The 15,903-nt window shown below is 64.2% G+C and carries 17 protein-coding genes and 1 tRNA gene; 8 read left to right on the plus strand and 10 right to left on the minus strand.

The window, feature by feature from the left end; all coding sequences use genetic code 11:
* The first annotated feature begins 55 nt into the window (after window positions 1-55).
* On the plus strand, window positions 56-769 hold the full coding sequence (locus tag ACEN9T_RS20940) for a hypothetical protein (protein ID WP_413706945.1): 714 nt from the start codon (window positions 56-58) through the stop codon (window positions 767-769).
* An 84-nt stretch (window positions 770-853) separates the two neighbouring features.
* Here ACEN9T_RS20940 and ACEN9T_RS20945 read toward each other — a convergent pair whose 3' ends face one another.
* Together ACEN9T_RS20945 and ACEN9T_RS20950 are read right to left on the minus strand one after the other, a co-directional pair.
* The gene (locus tag ACEN9T_RS20945) at window positions 854-2,059 is read right to left on the minus strand and encodes an aromatic amino acid transaminase (RefSeq protein ID WP_413706946.1); all 1,206 of its coding nucleotides are present in this window, start codon (window positions 2,057-2,059) and stop codon (window positions 854-856) included.
* Window positions 2,060-2,090: 31 nt separating this feature from the next.
* Window positions 2,091-3,017 carry a DMT family transporter gene (locus tag ACEN9T_RS20950; RefSeq protein WP_413706947.1) on the minus strand — a complete coding sequence of 309 codons (927 nt, stop codon included), beginning with the start codon at window positions 3,015-3,017 and terminating at the stop codon, window positions 2,091-2,093.
* Between the two features lie 119 nt (window positions 3,018-3,136).
* Between ACEN9T_RS20950 and ACEN9T_RS20955 the strand changes: the two genes are divergently transcribed.
* The 3 genes from ACEN9T_RS20955 (at window position 3,137) to trmB (ending at window position 4,651) form a co-directional block, all read left to right on the plus strand.
* Window positions 3,137-3,643, plus strand: a complete 507-nt coding sequence (locus ACEN9T_RS20955) for an Lrp/AsnC family transcriptional regulator (RefSeq protein ID WP_092971791.1) — start codon at window positions 3,137-3,139, stop codon at window positions 3,641-3,643.
* Between the two features lie 74 nt (window positions 3,644-3,717).
* Window positions 3,718-3,791 (plus strand) — tRNA-Gly (locus tag ACEN9T_RS20960).
* An 86-nt stretch (window positions 3,792-3,877) separates the two neighbouring features.
* A complete protein-coding gene (gene trmB / locus ACEN9T_RS20965) occupies window positions 3,878-4,651 on the plus strand; it encodes a tRNA (guanosine(46)-N7)-methyltransferase TrmB (protein ID WP_316901885.1) in 774 nt (257 codons plus the stop codon).
* A gap of 25 nt (window positions 4,652-4,676) precedes the next feature.
* Here trmB and ACEN9T_RS20970 read toward each other — a convergent pair whose 3' ends face one another.
* From ACEN9T_RS20970 to ACEN9T_RS20985, 4 genes are all read right to left on the minus strand, one after another.
* On the minus strand, window positions 4,677-5,789 hold the full coding sequence (locus ACEN9T_RS20970; protein ID WP_413706948.1) for an NADH:flavin oxidoreductase/NADH oxidase: 1,113 nt from the start codon (window positions 5,787-5,789) through the stop codon (window positions 4,677-4,679).
* Window positions 5,790-5,908: 119 nt separating this feature from the next.
* Entirely contained in the window at window positions 5,909-6,790 is an 882-nt protein-coding gene (locus ACEN9T_RS20975) for an undecaprenyl-diphosphate phosphatase (protein WP_027677989.1), read from the minus strand.
* 52 nt (window positions 6,791-6,842) lie between these two features.
* Window positions 6,843-7,436, minus strand: coding sequence for a DUF1439 domain-containing protein (locus ACEN9T_RS20980; RefSeq protein ID WP_413706949.1), 594 nt, complete (start codon window positions 7,434-7,436; stop codon window positions 6,843-6,845).
* A gap of 6 nt (window positions 7,437-7,442) precedes the next feature.
* Entirely contained in the window at window positions 7,443-7,700 is a 258-nt protein-coding gene (locus ACEN9T_RS20985; protein ID WP_092971795.1) for a YkgJ family cysteine cluster protein, read from the minus strand.
* A gap of 181 nt (window positions 7,701-7,881) precedes the next feature.
* Between ACEN9T_RS20985 and ACEN9T_RS20990 the strand changes: the two genes are divergently transcribed.
* The 4 genes from ACEN9T_RS20990 to ACEN9T_RS21005 all read left to right on the plus strand — a co-directional run bounded on the left by ACEN9T_RS20990 (window position 7,882) and on the right by ACEN9T_RS21005 (window position 11,309).
* A complete protein-coding gene (locus ACEN9T_RS20990) occupies window positions 7,882-8,625 on the plus strand; it encodes a TetR/AcrR family transcriptional regulator (RefSeq protein ID WP_092971796.1) in 744 nt (247 codons plus the stop codon).
* 95 nt (window positions 8,626-8,720) lie between these two features.
* Entirely contained in the window at window positions 8,721-9,371 is a 651-nt protein-coding gene (locus ACEN9T_RS20995; RefSeq protein ID WP_175537113.1) for a protein-L-isoaspartate O-methyltransferase family protein, read from the plus strand.
* 23 nt (window positions 9,372-9,394) lie between these two features.
* On the plus strand, window positions 9,395-9,727 hold the full coding sequence (locus tag ACEN9T_RS21000; RefSeq protein ID WP_092971798.1) for a rhodanese-like domain-containing protein: 333 nt from the start codon (window positions 9,395-9,397) through the stop codon (window positions 9,725-9,727).
* A gap of 145 nt (window positions 9,728-9,872) precedes the next feature.
* The gene (locus ACEN9T_RS21005; protein ID WP_413708493.1) at window positions 9,873-11,309 is read left to right on the plus strand and encodes a TolC family outer membrane protein; all 1,437 of its coding nucleotides are present in this window, start codon (window positions 9,873-9,875) and stop codon (window positions 11,307-11,309) included.
* On the opposite strand, the gene ACEN9T_RS21010 is transcribed toward ACEN9T_RS21005, so the two are convergent.
* The 4 genes from ACEN9T_RS21010 to ACEN9T_RS21025 all read right to left on the minus strand — a co-directional run bounded on the left by ACEN9T_RS21010 (window position 11,310) and on the right by ACEN9T_RS21025 (window position 15,841).
* The gene (locus ACEN9T_RS21010) at window positions 11,310-11,990 is read right to left on the minus strand and encodes an META domain-containing protein (protein ID WP_413706950.1); all 681 of its coding nucleotides are present in this window, start codon (window positions 11,988-11,990) and stop codon (window positions 11,310-11,312) included. It abuts the gene before it with no gap.
* Window positions 11,991-12,091: 101 nt separating this feature from the next.
* Window positions 12,092-13,408, minus strand: a complete 1,317-nt coding sequence (gene waaA / locus ACEN9T_RS21015; protein WP_413706951.1) for a lipid IV(A) 3-deoxy-D-manno-octulosonic acid transferase — start codon at window positions 13,406-13,408, stop codon at window positions 12,092-12,094.
* Window positions 13,408-14,406: a lipopolysaccharide heptosyltransferase I gene (waaC, locus tag ACEN9T_RS21020; protein WP_413706952.1), complete on the minus strand. Its 999-nt coding sequence runs from the start codon at window positions 14,404-14,406 to the stop codon at window positions 13,408-13,410. The genes waaA and waaC overlap by 1 nt, the downstream gene beginning before the upstream one ends.
* A gap of 43 nt (window positions 14,407-14,449) precedes the next feature.
* Complete coding sequence (locus ACEN9T_RS21025; RefSeq protein ID WP_413706953.1) at window positions 14,450-15,841, minus strand: phosphomannomutase/phosphoglucomutase; 1,392 nt, start codon at window positions 15,839-15,841, stop codon at window positions 14,450-14,452.
* Window positions 15,842-15,903: the final 62 nt, after the last annotated feature.

The following is a 15,903-nucleotide window of genomic DNA, read 5'->3' on the forward strand; positions in this document are numbered from 1 at the left end:
ACAGCTTGCACCGGTACATCAAGATGCCGGGCGAGCTGTTTAACGGGGAATCACTATGCTTGCAACGACGAACGTCCTCGTCAAAACCGAGGACGGCCGTGAAGCCTTGGCCGAGCGCCGCCACGACATGCAGATGCGCCAGCGCCATCTGCTGATCCTCATCGACGGTGCCCGCACGGTCGGCCAACTGCATCAACTGCTGAGCGACTGGCCGGACCTAGATGAACTGCTGGTGGGGCTGCAACAGGCTGGCATGGTCGACGTTCTGCCGGGGTTCTCGCTTGAGAACACAACGGCCGCACAACCGTTCGACCCCATCGCCCACTTCAACCGTCCCTTGCTCGACGATGACGGCGACAGCGTCCCTGCTGCCCTGTCGCTCATCTACGACGAACTGCCGCCGTTGACGGGCATGACGCTCGGTCTGCAAGCGGTAGCTGCCCCCATCGACGAGCCTGCGGCCAATGACCCAAGCGCGCCGCCTGCGGCTCCGGTCCAGACTTTTTCTGTGCCACAGCCTGCCGTTCCGCCGGAGTTGGCCGACGTGTTGCCCAACGTGGTCAAGGTCGAGTTGATGCGTTTGGCTGTGCAGCACTTCGGTTCGGCTACGGGTGCCGCCATGCCGCTGCTGCGCGCCTGCAAGGAAGACCCGCAATCGCTGTGCGAAGTGGTTGCGGCGTGCACGAAGGCTGCGGCCCCAACGGCAGGCGAACACGCCGCTGCGAAGTTCGTGGATGCGGCCATGCGGGCGATGGCGCTGCGGCGCTAGGCAACGGCACCGATGTGAGCGCGACCAGCTTCCAGACAGTGCAGAGCGCGCTGCCTGGGTTCAAAGCGAAGTCATCCAGGTCGTTCACGCCAACGCACAAGCCATGTCCGAAGCCACGGTGACGAGCGCGCCGGCCACCCGGTCGATCTGCTCCGGTGCGAGTCCCGCAATATTGATCCGGCCGCCCTGAGTGCCATAGATGGCGTGATCTGCGCGCAAACGCTCCATGGCATCAGCATCCAGCGGCAGCATGGAAAACATGCCTTTGTGCCGCGACAGATTCTGTAGCGAAACGGGAGCGCCCAGACTGGCCAATGCGTCATCAAGGCGGCGCCGGTTGCCCACGATGCGCTGACGCATGTGCTCCAACTCGTTACGCCAGGACGCCGTCAATGCGACATCGTCAAGGATGGCCGCCACGATGGCCGCGCCGTGGTCCGGCGGCATCGAATAGTTGCTGCGTGTGATGCGCTCCAGCACGCCGCCAACCGGCTGCAGAGCCGCCCTGTTCTTGCCAATCACCATCGCCGCGCCGGTGCGTTCGCAGTACAGGCCCATGCTCTTCGAGCAGCTTGCCGCCACCAGCACCGTATCAAGCGCATCGACGACCAACCGCAGGCCCGCGGTATCCTGCTCCAGACCATCGGCGAGACCCAGATACGCCATGTCGACCAGGGGGATCAGGCCCTGCTTCGCGCAGCGCTCCGCCACGGTTTGCCAGACCCCGACGCCCATGTCGATGCCGGTCGGGTTGTGGCAGCAACCGTGCAGCAGAACGATATCGCCAGCACGCGCAGCCCACAGGTCCGCGAACATGGCATCCGCGTCGAGCAGCCCGCCTTCGGCACGCCAGCGGTAGCGGTTCACTGCAAACCCGGCCGCTCGCATGATGGGCACGTGGTTGACGTAGCTGGGGTCAGACACCCAAACACGAGCACCGGGCGAAGCCACGGCGATGAAGTCAGCGAGCAACCGGAGCGCGCCGGTCCCACCCACGGTCTGCATCGTGTGCTGGCGTGCCAGGCGACCTACGTCGTTGCCGAGCAGCAGCGTCGCCAATCCGGCATTGAAGTCGGTATTGCCAGCCAACCCACGGTAAGCCTTGGAGGCACCGGTGGCGGCCAGGCGCTCTTCGGCGGCCTTCACTGCGGCCATGACCGGCGTCTGCCCGGTGTCATCGCGGTAGACGCCCACCACAAGATCAACCTTGTCGGGCCGAGGGTCCGCGCGAAAAGCAGCGGTTAGCCCCCATAGCGGGTCCGGGGCAACGGTGGCGAGACTTGCGAGCATGGTGTGGTCTCCGGAAGAGCGATGCGATGGTCTATGCGCGGTTTGCGAGGATCACGCCAGCGGTGATCACGGCAATGCCGCAGGCAACAGTCAGCGTCAGCGATTCACCAAGCAAAGGCACCGCGCCGAGGCAGGCCAGCGCGGGCGCCAGCGAGCCGATGGCGGAACAGCGCGGCGTATCCAGATGACGAATCGCCAGCGCATAGGACAGACTGGAAATCACGCCAACCCCCAAGCCCTGGGCCAGCAGGAAAGGCATAGCGTTGGCCACGGTGAAGTGCCCGACATGACTGTCGACCACGCCCAGGCTCACCAGCAGCGCCGTCAGCAAGAAGGACGGCACGCTCAGCAGCAATGCGCAACCGATGGCATCGAGCCCCGCCCGACGCAGCCCCAGCGTGTAGCTGCCCCAGAGCAGACTCGCCAGCAACAGCAATCCGGCACCGGCGACAAACGCGCCATGCGACACGTGCGATTGCGAGACCAACAGGAGCAGCACGCCTGCGAGGATGATCGTGATCGCCCGCCCGCGTGCCGCAGCGATGCGCTGGCGGTCGACCACATACGCGATCAGCGCCACCGACAACGGCGTCGTGCCCGCGATCAACGCAGCCACGTGCGCGGCCGATGTCACCTTGCCGCCGGCCGAAGCCATGAAGAAGAACGGCACGCCGCCGCCCATCAGGACCATCAGCGCGCTGAGCGGCTTCACCCGCCGCAGCATCGGCCAGCGGGCGGGCAGGAACGGCAACAGCAACAAGGTCGGCAGGCCGAATCGGATGAGCGCCACGTCTGCAGGCGCCAGCGGCGAAGCGCCAATGGCCCGGATCGACAGCGCGAACCCGGCCCAGATCAGCACCGTCAGCACCATCGCCGCATACCCGATTAGCGGGTTGGCCTGGAAGGCATTTCGCCCAGCCTGCGCGCCCACGCCCACCGTCAATGTCGAACCACGCATACCGCCCACCCTCGATTTCAGAATGGAGACAGAATGCCCCAGCATGAAAAGTAGTATCTTGCGATTTCCACTAATGCTGCGTGTCGCTTTGGCAGAACCTGCCACTCTGGAAAAATCACATGGATAAGAAAGACAGGCAGATCATTGCCGCACTTCAAAAAGAGGGGCGCTTGACCAACCAGGAGCTATCGGAGCGGGTCAACCTGTCGCCCTCACCCTGCCTGCGCCGGCTGCGGTTGCTGGAAGACGCGGGCATCATCCGCGGCTACACGGCTATCGTTGATGAAGAGGCGTACGGGCTGCCGGTCACGGCGTTCGTGCATATTCGTCTGCAGCAGCACTCGCGGGAGGTGGTCTCGACGTTCGAGAACCGCATCCGCGCCATCGACGCGATCCTCGATTGCTACGTGCTGACTGGCGAGGCGGATTACCTGCTGCGCGTGCTGGTGGAAAGCCTGCAGGACTATGAGCAGTTCGTGCGCGGCCAATTGCATGCCATCCCGGGCATCGCCGCCATCGACACGAGCTTTGCGTATGGCGTGGTCAAGCGCTCGACGGTGTTCCCGGCGTGGGATGAGAACAAGAGGAGTACGGTGCGCAAACACAGGCCGGAAAGCGCACGCTAGCCCGCTTTTCTCGCTAACATCTACGTCCGGCCGCTTGCCGAATCTCTGCAACCCCGCATAAAATGACGGGCTACGCGGGCGTCGTATAATGGTAATACCCTAGCTTCCCAAGCTAGAGCCGTGGGTTCGATTCCCATCGCCCGCTCCACCGAACAGTCTGAAGCCGCCCTCGGCGGCTTTTTTGTTGCCTGCGCGCCCGCCATTCCATCAACGGGCAACCGGCACGGGATCTCCATGCAGCCCATCGAACAACCGGGCACCGGCCCCGACGACATCACGCCGGAATCGCAAGACACCAATACAGCCGAAGGCGCCGAAACGGGCGAGCAAACCGGCCACCCACGCCGCATCCGCTCCTTCGTGCGCCGCGCCGGCCGCACGTCTACCGGTCAGCAGCGCGCCATCGATGAACTCGGGCCGCGCTTCCTGCTGCCTTACGCTGCCGAGCCCTTGGATTGGGACGCCGCCTTCGGCCGCTCCGGTGCCAAGCGCATCTTCGAGATTGGCTTCGGCATGGGCGAGACCACGGCCCACATCGCGCAATTGCGTCCGGACGACGATTTCCTCGGCGTGGAAGTGCATGAGCCGGGCGTCGGTGCGCTGCTCAAGCTGATCGGCGAACGCGAGATCGGCAACATCCGCATCGTTTCGCACGATGCCGTGGAAGTGCTGGCCCACATGATTCCGGAAGGCACGCTCGATGGCATCCATGTGTTCTTCCCGGACCCCTGGCACAAGAAGCGCCACAACAAGCGGCGCCTGATCCAGAGCCCGTTCGTCGCACGTCTGGCCGCGCACCTCAAGCCGGGCGGCTATCTGCATTGCGCGACAGACTGGGAGGAGTACGCCCATCAGATGCTGGAAGTGCTGTCCGCCGAACCGACGCTGGAAAACACCGCCGACGGCTTCGCGCCGCGCCCGGACTATCGCCCCGTCACCAAGTTCGAGAAACGCGGCCTGCGCCTCGGGCACGGCGTGTGGGACGTGGTCTTCCGCAAGCGGGCCTAACTACGTCCGCGCACGCTGGCGCGAGTCAGCGTGCGCCGAAATGCGTATCACCGAAGAGGTTTTTGGCGTGGCGCGGGAAAGCGCGCCAATATTGCGGCGGCGCCTTGACCGTCGCGCCCAGCTCAGCGGCGGCCGCCCAGGCCCAGTGCGGGTTGTAGAGGAACGCCCGGCCGACAGCGACCAAATCCGCCCGCCCTTGCGCAATGATGGCTTCGGCCTCATGCGCCTCGTTGATGAGCCCGACGGCGATGGTTGGGATGTCGGCCTCGTTTCGGATCTTCTCGGCGAACGGCACCTGATAGCCGGTCGCCAGCGGAATCTGCTGCAACGGCGACACCCCGCCTGACGACGCATCGATCCAATCGCAGCCGCGCGCACGCAGCGCCTGCGCAAATACCACCGAATCCTCCGGCGTCCAACCGCCCTCCACCCAATCGGTGGCAGACACGCGCACACCAACCGGAATGTTGTCCGGCACCACGGCGCGCACCGCATCAAAAATCTCCAGCGGATAACGCATGCGGTTCTCACGCGAACCGCCATAGGCATCGGTGCGCTGATTGGCAATCGGCGACAGGAATTCATGCAGCAGATAGCCGTGTGCGGCGTGCAACTCGATGGCCGATAGGCCAAGCCGCACAGCGCGGCGTGCAGTCTCGACGAACTGATCGCGCACGCGGGCCAAGTCTGCATCCGTCATTTCGCGCGGGGCGCGCTCTTCGGGGCGCTGCGGCAACGCGGACGGACCCATCGTTTCCCAGCCGCCGGCATCGGGCGCCAGCAACGCGCCGCCTTCCCAAGGCCGAGCGCTCGAAGCCTTGCGGCCCGCGTGCGCGATTTGCATGCCGATCGGCACCAGTGCGTTCTCGCGAATGGCAGCCAGCGTGCGCTCAAGCGCAGCTTCGGTCGCGTCGTCCCACAAACCGAGGCAGCCGTTGGTGATGCGACCTTCCGGCGACACCGCGGTCGCCTCGATCATCAGCAACCCGGCACCCGAAAGCGACAGGCTGCCCAGATGTGTGTGATGCCACGCCGTGGCTTGGCCGTTGTCGGCCGAGTACTGGCACATCGGCGAGATGACGATGCGGTTCTCAAGCGTGAGACCGCGCAGGGAGAAAGGCTGGAAGAGAGCACTCATGATCGGGAGATTCGGCAGTCAGCGGCTGACGGAAGAAACCGCCAGTGTGTCCGAATCCGCCCGATCGTGCAGACGGTGCGAAAGCCTCGCACCGAGGAAGGGAAATGCTCGCCGGTGGCTTAGGCCTGCCAGGCGATGAGGTGCGTATAGGCCGTCACCAGGACGATGATGCCGAAGATGATCCGGTACCACGCAAAGCCGCGGAAATCATGCGTGGCAATGAACTTCAGCAGCCAGCGCACGCAGAAGAACGCCGAGATGAACGCAGCCACAAAACCCACCGCGAAGATCGACAGATCATCGGCCGACAGCAGCGCGCGCGACTTGTACAACTCGTACACCGTCGCGCCAAAAATCACGGGGATCGCCAGGAAGAACGAGAACTCCGTCGCCACCTTGCGCGACAGGCCGAACAGCAGGCCGCCGATGATGGTCGAGCCCGAACGCGACGTGCCCGGAATCAGCGCAAAGCACTGCGCGAAGCCCACCTTGATGGCATCGGAGATGCGCAGGTCATCCAGTGTTTCAATGCGCGGTGCGCCAGCCTTGGCGGCTTCAAGCAGCGCGTTGGCGCGCGGGTCGTGCGTCTCGCCGCGATGACGCTCACGCCATTCGGCCCACAGGATCACGAAGCCCCCGAGGATGAACGCCGACGCCACCACGATCGGGTTGAACAGATGCGCCTTGATCGCCTTGCCGAAGATCAGCGCAAGCGTGATCGCAGGAATCGTCGCCACGATCACGTTGATCGCGAAACGCTGCTGGCGCGGGTCATTCGGCAGACCCTTGATCACGTCGATGATCTTGTGACGGAACTCCCAGCACACCGCCAGGATGGCGCCGAACTGGATCACGATCTCGAAGATCTTGCCCTTTTCGTCATTGAAGTCGAGCAGTTGGCCAGCAAGGATCAGGTGGCCGGTGCTGGAAATGGGAAGGAACTCGGTCAGACCTTCGACGATGCCGAGAATCAGCGCTTTGATGGCGAGTGCGATATCCATGCAGTAAGCAAAGAGGGAAAAAGAAAATGAAGCGCTGGGCGCGCAGCAGAATTCAGAGCCGCTTGGCCTGAACGTGCACGCCTTCGGGCAAAACCGTGATTGTACCGGGCTCCACGGCCATGCCAGCCACTTTCAACTGTTCGGGCTTGAACGTGTAGACGGCGTAGTCGTTGAGCAACTGGCCGGCAATCAACGAACCGATCGAACTGATCTGCGGGCCGATGCCGCCGGGCACGTTCTGCAAATCGAAGCGATCGACAGTGGGCTGATCCAGGCGAATCGAATGCGTCGGCGAGTCGTAATGCAAACCGCTGGATACGGCCAGCGGCCCCGTCAGCGGCTGGCGGAACAGACCGCTCTGCACCACGGCATCTGCCTGGATGGCGATGCGGTTGCGCGCGGGGTCGAGCGACACCTGCGGGTTCGACAGCGTCACGTCAAAGAAGCCGAGAAAGCGCCGCTGGAACGGAAACTTGCGCGCAAGCGCGTCCTGCATCTGGCCGCGGGAAAAGGTGTAGCCGTCACCGGTCCAGCCGGTCGGCATACAAGCCACGAGCGTGACGGCAACGGCCACTGCAACAGCGGCCGCACCCGCCCACCAGCGGACGCGGTTGGAGCGGGCAGCAGGTTTCGTGGAATCGGTCATGACAAATCAGTGCGCTGCGGTAGCGATTTCAAGTCGGGTCAGAAACTGCATGGCGTGCGTGGTCGAGCCACCGCACATGTCGGGCTCGGGCTGCAGGCTGCTGCAGACCGCCGGACGTTCCGGCTGGCCAAAGATACGACAACGGTTCGCCTCGTCGAGTTGCGCACAGCGCACACCCGCCGGTTTGCCGTTTGGCATGCCGGGAATGGGGCTGGAAATGGAAGGCGCGATGCAGCACGCGCCGCAGTGGGGTCGACAGTCCATGCTGTCCTAGTCAACGAAATCGAGGCGGAAACCGCTATTGTGCACCAGCACAATCGAGGCCCAGTCTGATTGACAATGCCGATGCCGCTTGACCCACCCTTGCGGCATGCGTACATTAATGACCGAAAAGTAAGTTATCCGTGAGTCAGTGATCGTGTGCACTGACTAACGCCCTACCGCCGTGACTGATCAAGATTCCGAGTCTTCCTCCAAACGCTGGACCCGCCGCAAAGAGGCCCGCCCCCAGGAACTGGTCGCCGCCGCGCTGAACCTGTTCGTGGCGCGCGGCTATGCGGCCACGCGACTGGAAGATGTGGCGTCGGCCGCCGGGGTATCCAAGGGCACGGTCTACCTGTATTTCGCCAACAAGGAAGAGCTGTTCAAGGCTGTTGTGCAAGAAAACCTGGTGCCCGCACTGGCTGAGGGCGAAGCCCTGATTGACAGTTTTGATGGCACCAGCGAAGCGCTGCTGCACGAAATCCTGATGGGCTGGTGGGAGTTGATCGGCGAATCGCCGGCTTCGGGCCTCACCAAGCTGCTGATGGCCGAATCGGGCAACTTTCCCGACTTGGCGCAGTACTACCACGAAGAAGTCATCGAGCGCTGCGACCGCTTGTTCGCGCGCATCCTCGAACGTGGCATGGCCCGCGGCGAATTCCGCGACGTCAACATCGACCTCACCACGCTGACCATGGTCGCGCCGATGATCTTCCTCATGATGTGGAAGCATTCGTTCGGCCCGTGCTCGCACCGGGAGTTGGAACCTAAGGCGTTCATCGCCCATGTCGTGTCGCTGCTGCTGCACGGCGTGCTTCGCAATCCAGTGACAGGCCCAGTGATTCCGCCGCCGCCCGCCCTCACCGCGCAACCGTGGCGCACGTTGCCAGAAGGTCCTGGCAACCCCGATGAAGGCGCCGCGTCATGACAATGTCTGCCGGATTGTCCTCCGGACTTGCTAAAATGCCGGGTTTGTCGTCAAACCCTCATTTGCATCACTCGCTCCGCGTGGAAGGCATGCCCATGGACATCGAAAAATCCCGGTTCAACATGATCGAGCAGCAAATCCGTCCCTGGGACGTGCTCGATACCGACGTTCTTGACCTGCTCAGCGTCGTCAAACGCGAACATTACGTGCCCGAGGCCTACCGCGCGTTGGCCTTTGTCGACATGGAAATCCCCCTGGCCGGCGGCCAGAACATGCTGGCGCCGCGCGTGGAAGCCCGCGTCCTCCAAGAACTGGCTGTGCGCAAGCATGAAGACGTGCTGGAAGTGGGTGCAGGTTCCGGCTATATGGCTGCCCTGCTGGCCCATCGCGGCCGTCAGGTCACCACGCTCGACATCGTGCCGGAGCTCATCGCCTTCGCTCGCGACAATCTTTCGCGCAACGGCGTAACCAACGTCGACGTGGTCGAAGCCAGCGGCGCGCAGGGCTGGGGCGATGGCCTGTATGACGTCATCTGCGTATCGGGCTCGGTGCCCGCCGTGCCGGAAGCACTGCTCAAGCAGCTCAAGGTGGGTGGTCGCCTGTCGATCTTCGTGGGTGGCGCGCCGGTCATGGAAGCACAACTCATCACGCGCATCTCGAACACCGAATATCAAACGCGCAACCTGTTCGAGACGTACGTGGCGCCGTTGGTGGGCGTTCCCGCACCGTCGCTCTTCCGCTTCTGACCACTCCCGGCTCCCCAATCATCATGCAACAGCTCGCTCCCACCGCCCTCGCCCAATGGCTCGCCGACGCATCGCGCGCGAAGCCCGTCCTGCTCGACGTGCGCTGGATGGAGGAGTTGGAGATTTGCGCCATTCCTGGCATTACGCACATTCCGATGGATCAGATCCCGGCGCGTGCCAGCGAGCTGAATGCTGACCAAGACATCGTCTGCATCTGCCACCACGGCGGACGCAGCGCGCAAGTTGCGCAGTATCTGATCACGCAGGGCGGCTTCGATGCCGCGCGTGTCTACAACTTGCAAGGCGGCGTCCATGCCTGGGCTCACCAGGTGGATCCGCAGATGGCAACGTACTGATTGGGGAAGCGGCCGCCGGGCAAAGCCCTGTTCACCCTCCACAGGCACTGAACAGGGTCTGACGCGCCCGCGCTGCCTTCCGAACGCGAACGTTTCCTCCTCGCTCGGGGGCTTTATGACTGTTGCTCGCAGTAGCCGCACGCGGATGGCCGCGCGCGGTTCGCTTGTTGTGCTGTGCTGTTCGATGATGCCGATGTTCGCGTGGGCGCAGTCCCAACCGAACACACCGGCTGCGACCGACCTCCTCTCTGCCTACCGCGCCGCGCTGGCCAACGATCCGCAATTCGCATCAGTCCGTGCGCAGTCGCTCGCGCAACGCGAGAAGCTCACGCAAGGCCGCGCCGGTTTGCTACCGCAGATCGGCGGCGCCTGGAGTTCCACGCGCGTCATCTTTGATCAAACCGCTCCGGCCGAATTCAACAAGACGTTCTCGTCGACAGGCTGGACGCTGTCGCTATCGCAGCCGCTTTTCCGCTGGGACCGCTGGGAAACCTACAAGCAAGGCGAAATTGCCGCGCAGGCCTCCGAGGCGTCGCTCGCGCAAGCGCAGCTCGATCTCATCACGCGTACGGCGCAGGCCTACTTTGACGTGCTCAACGCGCAGGACACGTTGCAGCTTGCCACCGCGCAGCGCGATGCGATCCAGCAGCAGTACGAACAGGCGCGCCGCAACTTCGACGTCGGCAACGCCAACATCACCGACGCCAACGACGCGCAGGCACGCCGCGACGCGATCGACGCCAGCGTTATTGCCGCACGCAGCGACTTTGAGATCAAGCAATCGGCGCTCAAGCAGATCATTGGAGAGCCCGTTGGCACGCTGGCCGGCGTGCGTCCGGGCGTCACGATTCCCCAACCTGAGCCGGCTTCGGCAGAGCCTTGGGTGGACCAAGCGCGCAGCAGCAACCTGCAAGTGGCGCTGGCGCAGTACAACCTGCAAAGCGCAGAGCGCGATGTGAAGAAGGCGACCGCAGGTCATCTGCCTTCGGTCGATCTGGTGGCGCAGACCGGCCACACCAATGCCAGCGGCAACCAATACCTGCCGTCGCTACCGGGCGGCGCTCGCTTCGACAGTTCACAGATTGGCGTGCAGGTGTCGATCCCGATCTTTGCGGGCGGTGCGATCCAGTCGCGCGTGCGCGAAAACATCGCGCTGGAAACCAAGGCCGCGAACGACCTCGAGTTCGCCCGCCGCTCTGCCGAGCAAGGCGCACGGCAAGCGTACATCGGCGTAATCGCAGGACTGGCGCAGGTAAAAGCGCTGGAAGCGGCCGAGCTGTCGGCGCGCACGGCGTACGACTCCAACCAGCTCGCCTACGGGGTGGGCGTGCGCATCGGCACCGACGTGCTGAATTCGCAGGCGCAGCTTTTTCAGGCACGCCGCGATCTGGCCCGCGCGCGTTACGACACCATCGTCAACGGGCTGCGACTGAAGTCCGCCGCCGGTTCGTTGAGCGAGACCGACGTGATCCAGGTGAACACGCTGCTCACAGCCAACGGTTCGAGCGATATCACCGCGTTGCCGCCGGCAAATGCCAAAACCGCCTCGACGAAACCTGCCGGCAAATCGACCAAACGCTGATCAGTGTGTCTGGCCGCGCGGCGGCAGCGGGCGCTCGGCAAACTGCAACAGTGCGCCGCTGGTTGTTTTCCAGACGACTTGGCGGCCCTGCTTGCCGTTGGCCGAGGGCTGCATACCGACGGTCGCCAGGGGCGATTTGAGCGCCTCCAGGAACGCAGTCTCCAGTTCCATACGCGCCGGGTCGCACGCCATGCGCGTCGACACGAGATTGCCGAACCGCATGCCTGAGGCCAGCTTCTCATACGGCCCCGAGAAGCGATTGCAGCCCGAATAGCCCGACACCACGCCGTTGGCCGCCTCCAGACCACCACTGAATTCGATGGAAATCGGCTGCGTAGCCGGATCAGCGTCTTCGCCCTCGGTGGAAGGCAATTCCTTGGGCGCGGCGCCCGACTCTTGCCAACGCACCAGCACGAAGCGCGAGCGGCCTTCGCCCTGCGCTTGGGCGAGCGTCGCCTGGCCCGGATTGGGCGCTGCGTTAGCGGGTGTCTGTTTGGCTTCAGCGGCCGGCGCTGACGCGGCAGCGGGGGCCGCCGCCGGGGGCGTGGATGAAGGCGCCGGCGTCATGCAGCCGGCACCGATGATGGTAGCGGCGGTCACTGCGGCCAGCGCCACGGCGGTCAGCACCACGCGGCGCGGCGTTTGCAGCAGGCTCGGCTTGGGACGATTCGGTTGGGACATGAACGTGTCGTGAACGGTAACGGAATGCAAACCACATGAAGAGCCGTTAGTCTGCGCGGCTCGCCATGAGTTCGCACTTTTCGTGCCGAACGTGCCCTACGTTACAGCGTCGGCAAGACCAGGGACGCCACAGCCTCCACCGTACGCGCCGTCGCACCGCCGTGTGTGGCGGCAAAGGCCAGCGCAGCGCGCGACGCAGTTTCGCGCGTATCGGCATCAGAGAGCCAAGCGTCAATCACACGCATGACAGCCGCCGCGTCTTCCACCTGCTTGCAGGCACCCGCGGCTACCGCATCGCGAGTCGCCTGCGCAAAGTTGAACGTGTGCGGGCCAATAACCACGGGCGTGCCGACTGCGCAGGCCTCGATCAAGTTCTGCCCACCAAGCGGAAGCAAGCTGCCGCCGATGAACGCCACCTCCCCGGCGGCGTAATACAGCGCCATCTCACCCATCGAGTCACCGAGCAGGACATCGGCATCAGCAAGGGCATCGGCATCCGCCACGCCTGCCGCAGACACCGACAATGCACTGCGACGCACGACGCGCAAGCCTGCACGTTCGGCCGCCTGAGCGACTTCATCAAAACGCTGGGGATGGCGCGGCACCAGAATCAGCAAGGCATGCCGGCGCCCGACATGCTGCGCGCGATGTGCTTGCCATGCGTCCAGCAGCAGGGCCTCTTCGCCCTCGCGCGTGCTGGCTGCCACCCATGCAGAGCGGCCGTGCAACGCATCATGCAGCACGCGGCCAGCCATGATCTGGTCCACATGCGGCGTGATGTCGAACTTCAGGTTGCCGGTGACGCGCACGCGCGGCACGCCGAGGGAGCGGTAGCGATCGGCATCGTCGGGCGTCTGAGCCAGCACCGCAGCGAGTTGCGCGTACGTCTGGCGCGCTGCATCGCCAAGGCGTGCGGTGCGCCGGTGGCTGCGCGCAGACAGCCGCCCGTTGACGAGCACCATCGGCACGCCAGCGGCATAGGCGCGTTCGATTAGCACCGGCCAGATCTCGGTCTCCATTAGCAAGCCAAGGCGCGGCTGGAAATGGCGCAGAAACCAATCGACCGCACTCGGCAAGTCGTACGGCAGATATGCCTGGATGACCCGGCCGTTGCGTTGTGCCGCAAATTCGGCGCCCGTGCGGCGACCCGTCGGTGTCATGTGGGTCAGCAGGACGGCGTGATGGGGAAAGCGCGCAAGCAGCGCATCGATGAGCGGCTGCGCGGCGCGCGTCTCACCAACGGACACGGCATGCACCCACAGCAACGGACGATCCGGATTCGGGCGCGGCGGGTAGAAGCCGAGCCGCTCGCCAACGTGCTGACGATAACCGGGCTCCTTGCGGCCGCGCCACCAGAGGCGCAGCAATGCAAACGGCAGCGCGATGCGCCACAACCAGCGATACAGAACGCGCAGCATCAGAGCACACCCAGCGCGCGCAGCGCATCGAGCGCTTGCGCGCTGGTCGGATGGGCCTCGGCGCTGCCGAGGTCGTGCACGTTCGGCGTCCAATAACCGCCCGTGCGCCACGACGTGGCGAAGTTGTAGAGCGCCACCGTCGGCTTGCACAGCGCCGCAGCAATGTGCACAAGACCGGTGTCCACACCTACCACCGCAGTCGCCTGATCGAGAAACGCAGTCACACCGGGCAGCGACATGCGGGGCGGAATCACCACACGGCCCACCGTGCCCGGCGCTGCAGCGACGATGGCTTCGCGGATGGATTCGCTCGTGCGCCGCTCCGTTTCACTGCCCCACGGTAGTGCGATGGCGTAGTCGCGTGCCAACAACTCGCGCGCGACGTCAACCCACGCCGCCTGCGGCCACCCCTTATCGGCACGCGAAGTCGCATGCACCAGCGCCACGTACGGGCGCGGCAGTTTGAACGGCAAGTCGGCCGGCGGCTGCAAACCGAAATCGATGGTATCGGGCAGCGCGTAACCGAGTGCCTCCGCCACCATGCGGCGCGAGCGCTCGACCACGTGCACGCGCGGCTCCATCTCAACCTTGCGCTGATAGAACAGCTTGGCGAGCGGTTCGTAACCAGCACCTTCCGAACGATTACCAAGGCCCGCGACGAAACCACCAGGCGCCAGCCTGGCCTGCGCGGCAATGAGCGCCGTCTTGATGAGCCCCTGCGTGTCGAGCACCGCGTCATACGACTTGGCACGCAACGCGCGACGGAACGCCGCCATCTCGCCCCACGTTTTCCCGGAACCAAGCGACTTGCGCCAACGCCGCAGGGCAAACGGAATGACGCCCTGCACGCCCCGCACGATGCGGACGATCCCTGCGAAGCCTTCTTCAACTACCCAGTCGATCTCGGCATCCGGATAGGCCCGCAGAATATCGGCCACGACCGGCGTGCAATGCACCACATCGCCAAGCGACGATACCTTGACGATCAGCACACGCATGCCGTCACCCTTTCCCCCAACTTCATGTGTGCGAACCGTGCGATCAGAACGGCAGTTGCGCGTCCGGCTTCTCGGCCAGGATCACGCGGCGGAATTCGCTCTGGATGCGCGCCATCGCGGCATCGTTGTCGGCTTCGAAACGCATCACCACCACCGGCGTGGTGTTGGACGGGCGCGCCAGACCAAAACCATCTTCGTATTCCACGCGCACGCCATCGATGCGATTGACTTCCTTCGCGCCTGCAAACGTGGCGTTGGCCTTGATCTTGTCGAGCAACTCGAAAGATTCTCCCTCGGCACACTTCAGTTGCAGCTCAGGCGTGCAGTGTGAGTTCGGCAGCGCATTGAGCGTAGCGCTCGAGTCTGCCAGCCGCGAGACGATCTCCAGCAGGCGCGCGCCCGTGTAAAGCCCGTCATCAAAGCCGTACCAGCGGTCCTTGAAGAAGATGTGGCCGCTCATCTCACCGGCCAGTGGTGCGCCGGTTTCCTTCAGCTTGGCCTTGACCAGCGAATGACCAGTCTTCCACATCGTGGCCTTGCCGCCGTGCTCGCGAATGAACGGCGCCAGCTTGCCCGTGCACTTCACGTCGAAAATGATCTCGCCGCCCGGGTTGCGCGACAGGACTTCCTCCGCGAAGAGCATCAACTGGCGGTCGGGGAAGATGACTTGGCCATCTTTGGTCACCACACCCAGGCGGTCGCCATCGCCGTCGAAGGCGAGGCCAAGTTCGCAGTCGGTGGTCTGCAGCGTGCGCACGAGGTCCTGCAGGTTCTCGACGTGGGCGGGGTCCGGATGGTGGTTCGGGAAATGGCCATCCACCTCGCAGAACAGCTCCGTCACCTCACAGCCCATCGCGCGGAAAAGCTCCGGCGCAAAAGCGCCTGCAACGCCGTTGCCGCAGTCCACGGCAATCTTCATCGGGCGGCTCAGCTTGACGTCCGAGACGATTCGGTCGATGTACTGTTGGCGGATGTCCACTTGGACGTAGTCGCCTGCGCCCTCAGTGAAATCACCCTGCTCGATACGCGTGCGCAGCGCCTGGATTTGGTCGCCATAGATGGCCTGGCCAGCCAGCACCATCTTGAAGCCGTTGTAGTCCGGCGGATTGTGGCTGCCCGTGACCATCACGCCCGACGTGGCGCGACGGCCAGCCAGCTCGATATTCGTGCCGAAGTACACCATCGGCGTGGCCACGAGGCCCAGATCGATCACATCGACGCCACTTGCGCGCAGGCCTTCTGCTAAGGCCGCCAGCAGTTCCGGGCCGGACAGGCGCCCGTCGCGACCGATGACGACGGCGGATTCGCCCTTGGCGCGCGCTGCGGAGCCGAAGGCGCGGCCGATCAGGCGTGCGGTCTCAGCATCGACGGTTTTTCCGACGATGCCGCGGATGTCGTAGGCTTTAAAGATGGTGGGGTTGAGTTGTGTCGGCATATACCCTGGTTCAATCTCAATCGTTATTCGTAAAAAGGTTGGGGGGCATGGCCACCGGCGGA

Source organism: Ralstonia sp. Ralssp110, from assembly GCF_047325135.1.
GTDB lineage: Bacteria > Pseudomonadota > Gammaproteobacteria > Burkholderiales > Burkholderiaceae > Ralstonia > Ralstonia mojiangensis.

Excerpts from the sequence above, each read along its gene's own strand:
- ACEN9T_RS20970 (WP_413706948.1), bottom strand. The coding sequence starts at position 5,789 with ATGAGTGCTCTCTTCCAGCCTTTCTCCCTGCGCGGTCTCACGCTTGAG.
- ACEN9T_RS20940 (WP_413706945.1), top strand. The coding sequence starts at position 56 with ATGCTTGCAACGACGAACGTCCTCGTCAAAACCGAGGACGGCCGTGAA.
- ACEN9T_RS21005 (WP_413708493.1), top strand. The coding sequence starts at position 9,873 with ATGGCCGCGCGCGGTTCGCTTGTTGTGCTGTGCTGTTCGATGATGCCG.
- ACEN9T_RS20950 (WP_413706947.1), bottom strand. The coding sequence starts at position 3,017 with ATGCGTGGTTCGACATTGACGGTGGGCGTGGGCGCGCAGGCTGGGCGA.
- ACEN9T_RS21000 (WP_092971798.1), top strand. The coding sequence starts at position 9,395 with ATGCAACAGCTCGCTCCCACCGCCCTCGCCCAATGGCTCGCCGACGCA.
- ACEN9T_RS20980 (WP_413706949.1), bottom strand. The coding sequence starts at position 7,436 with ATGACCGATTCCACGAAACCTGCTGCCCGCTCCAACCGCGTCCGCTGG.
- ACEN9T_RS20985 (WP_092971795.1), bottom strand. The coding sequence starts at position 7,700 with ATGGACTGTCGACCCCACTGCGGCGCGTGCTGCATCGCGCCTTCCATT.
- ACEN9T_RS20995 (WP_175537113.1), top strand. The coding sequence starts at position 8,721 with ATGGACATCGAAAAATCCCGGTTCAACATGATCGAGCAGCAAATCCGT.
- ACEN9T_RS21025 (WP_413706953.1), bottom strand. The coding sequence starts at position 15,841 with ATGCCGACACAACTCAACCCCACCATCTTTAAAGCCTACGACATCCGC.
- trmB (WP_316901885.1), top strand. The coding sequence starts at position 3,878 with ATGCAGCCCATCGAACAACCGGGCACCGGCCCCGACGACATCACGCCG.
- ACEN9T_RS20975 (WP_027677989.1), bottom strand. The coding sequence starts at position 6,790 with ATGGATATCGCACTCGCCATCAAAGCGCTGATTCTCGGCATCGTCGAA.
- ACEN9T_RS20955 (WP_092971791.1), top strand. The coding sequence starts at position 3,137 with ATGGATAAGAAAGACAGGCAGATCATTGCCGCACTTCAAAAAGAGGGG.
- ACEN9T_RS20945 (WP_413706946.1), bottom strand. The coding sequence starts at position 2,059 with ATGCTCGCAAGTCTCGCCACCGTTGCCCCGGACCCGCTATGGGGGCTA.
- waaA (WP_413706951.1), bottom strand. The coding sequence starts at position 13,408 with ATGCTGCGCGTTCTGTATCGCTGGTTGTGGCGCATCGCGCTGCCGTTT.
- ACEN9T_RS21010 (WP_413706950.1), bottom strand. The coding sequence starts at position 11,990 with ATGTCCCAACCGAATCGTCCCAAGCCGAGCCTGCTGCAAACGCCGCGC.
- waaC (WP_413706952.1), bottom strand. The coding sequence starts at position 14,406 with ATGCGTGTGCTGATCGTCAAGGTATCGTCGCTTGGCGATGTGGTGCAT.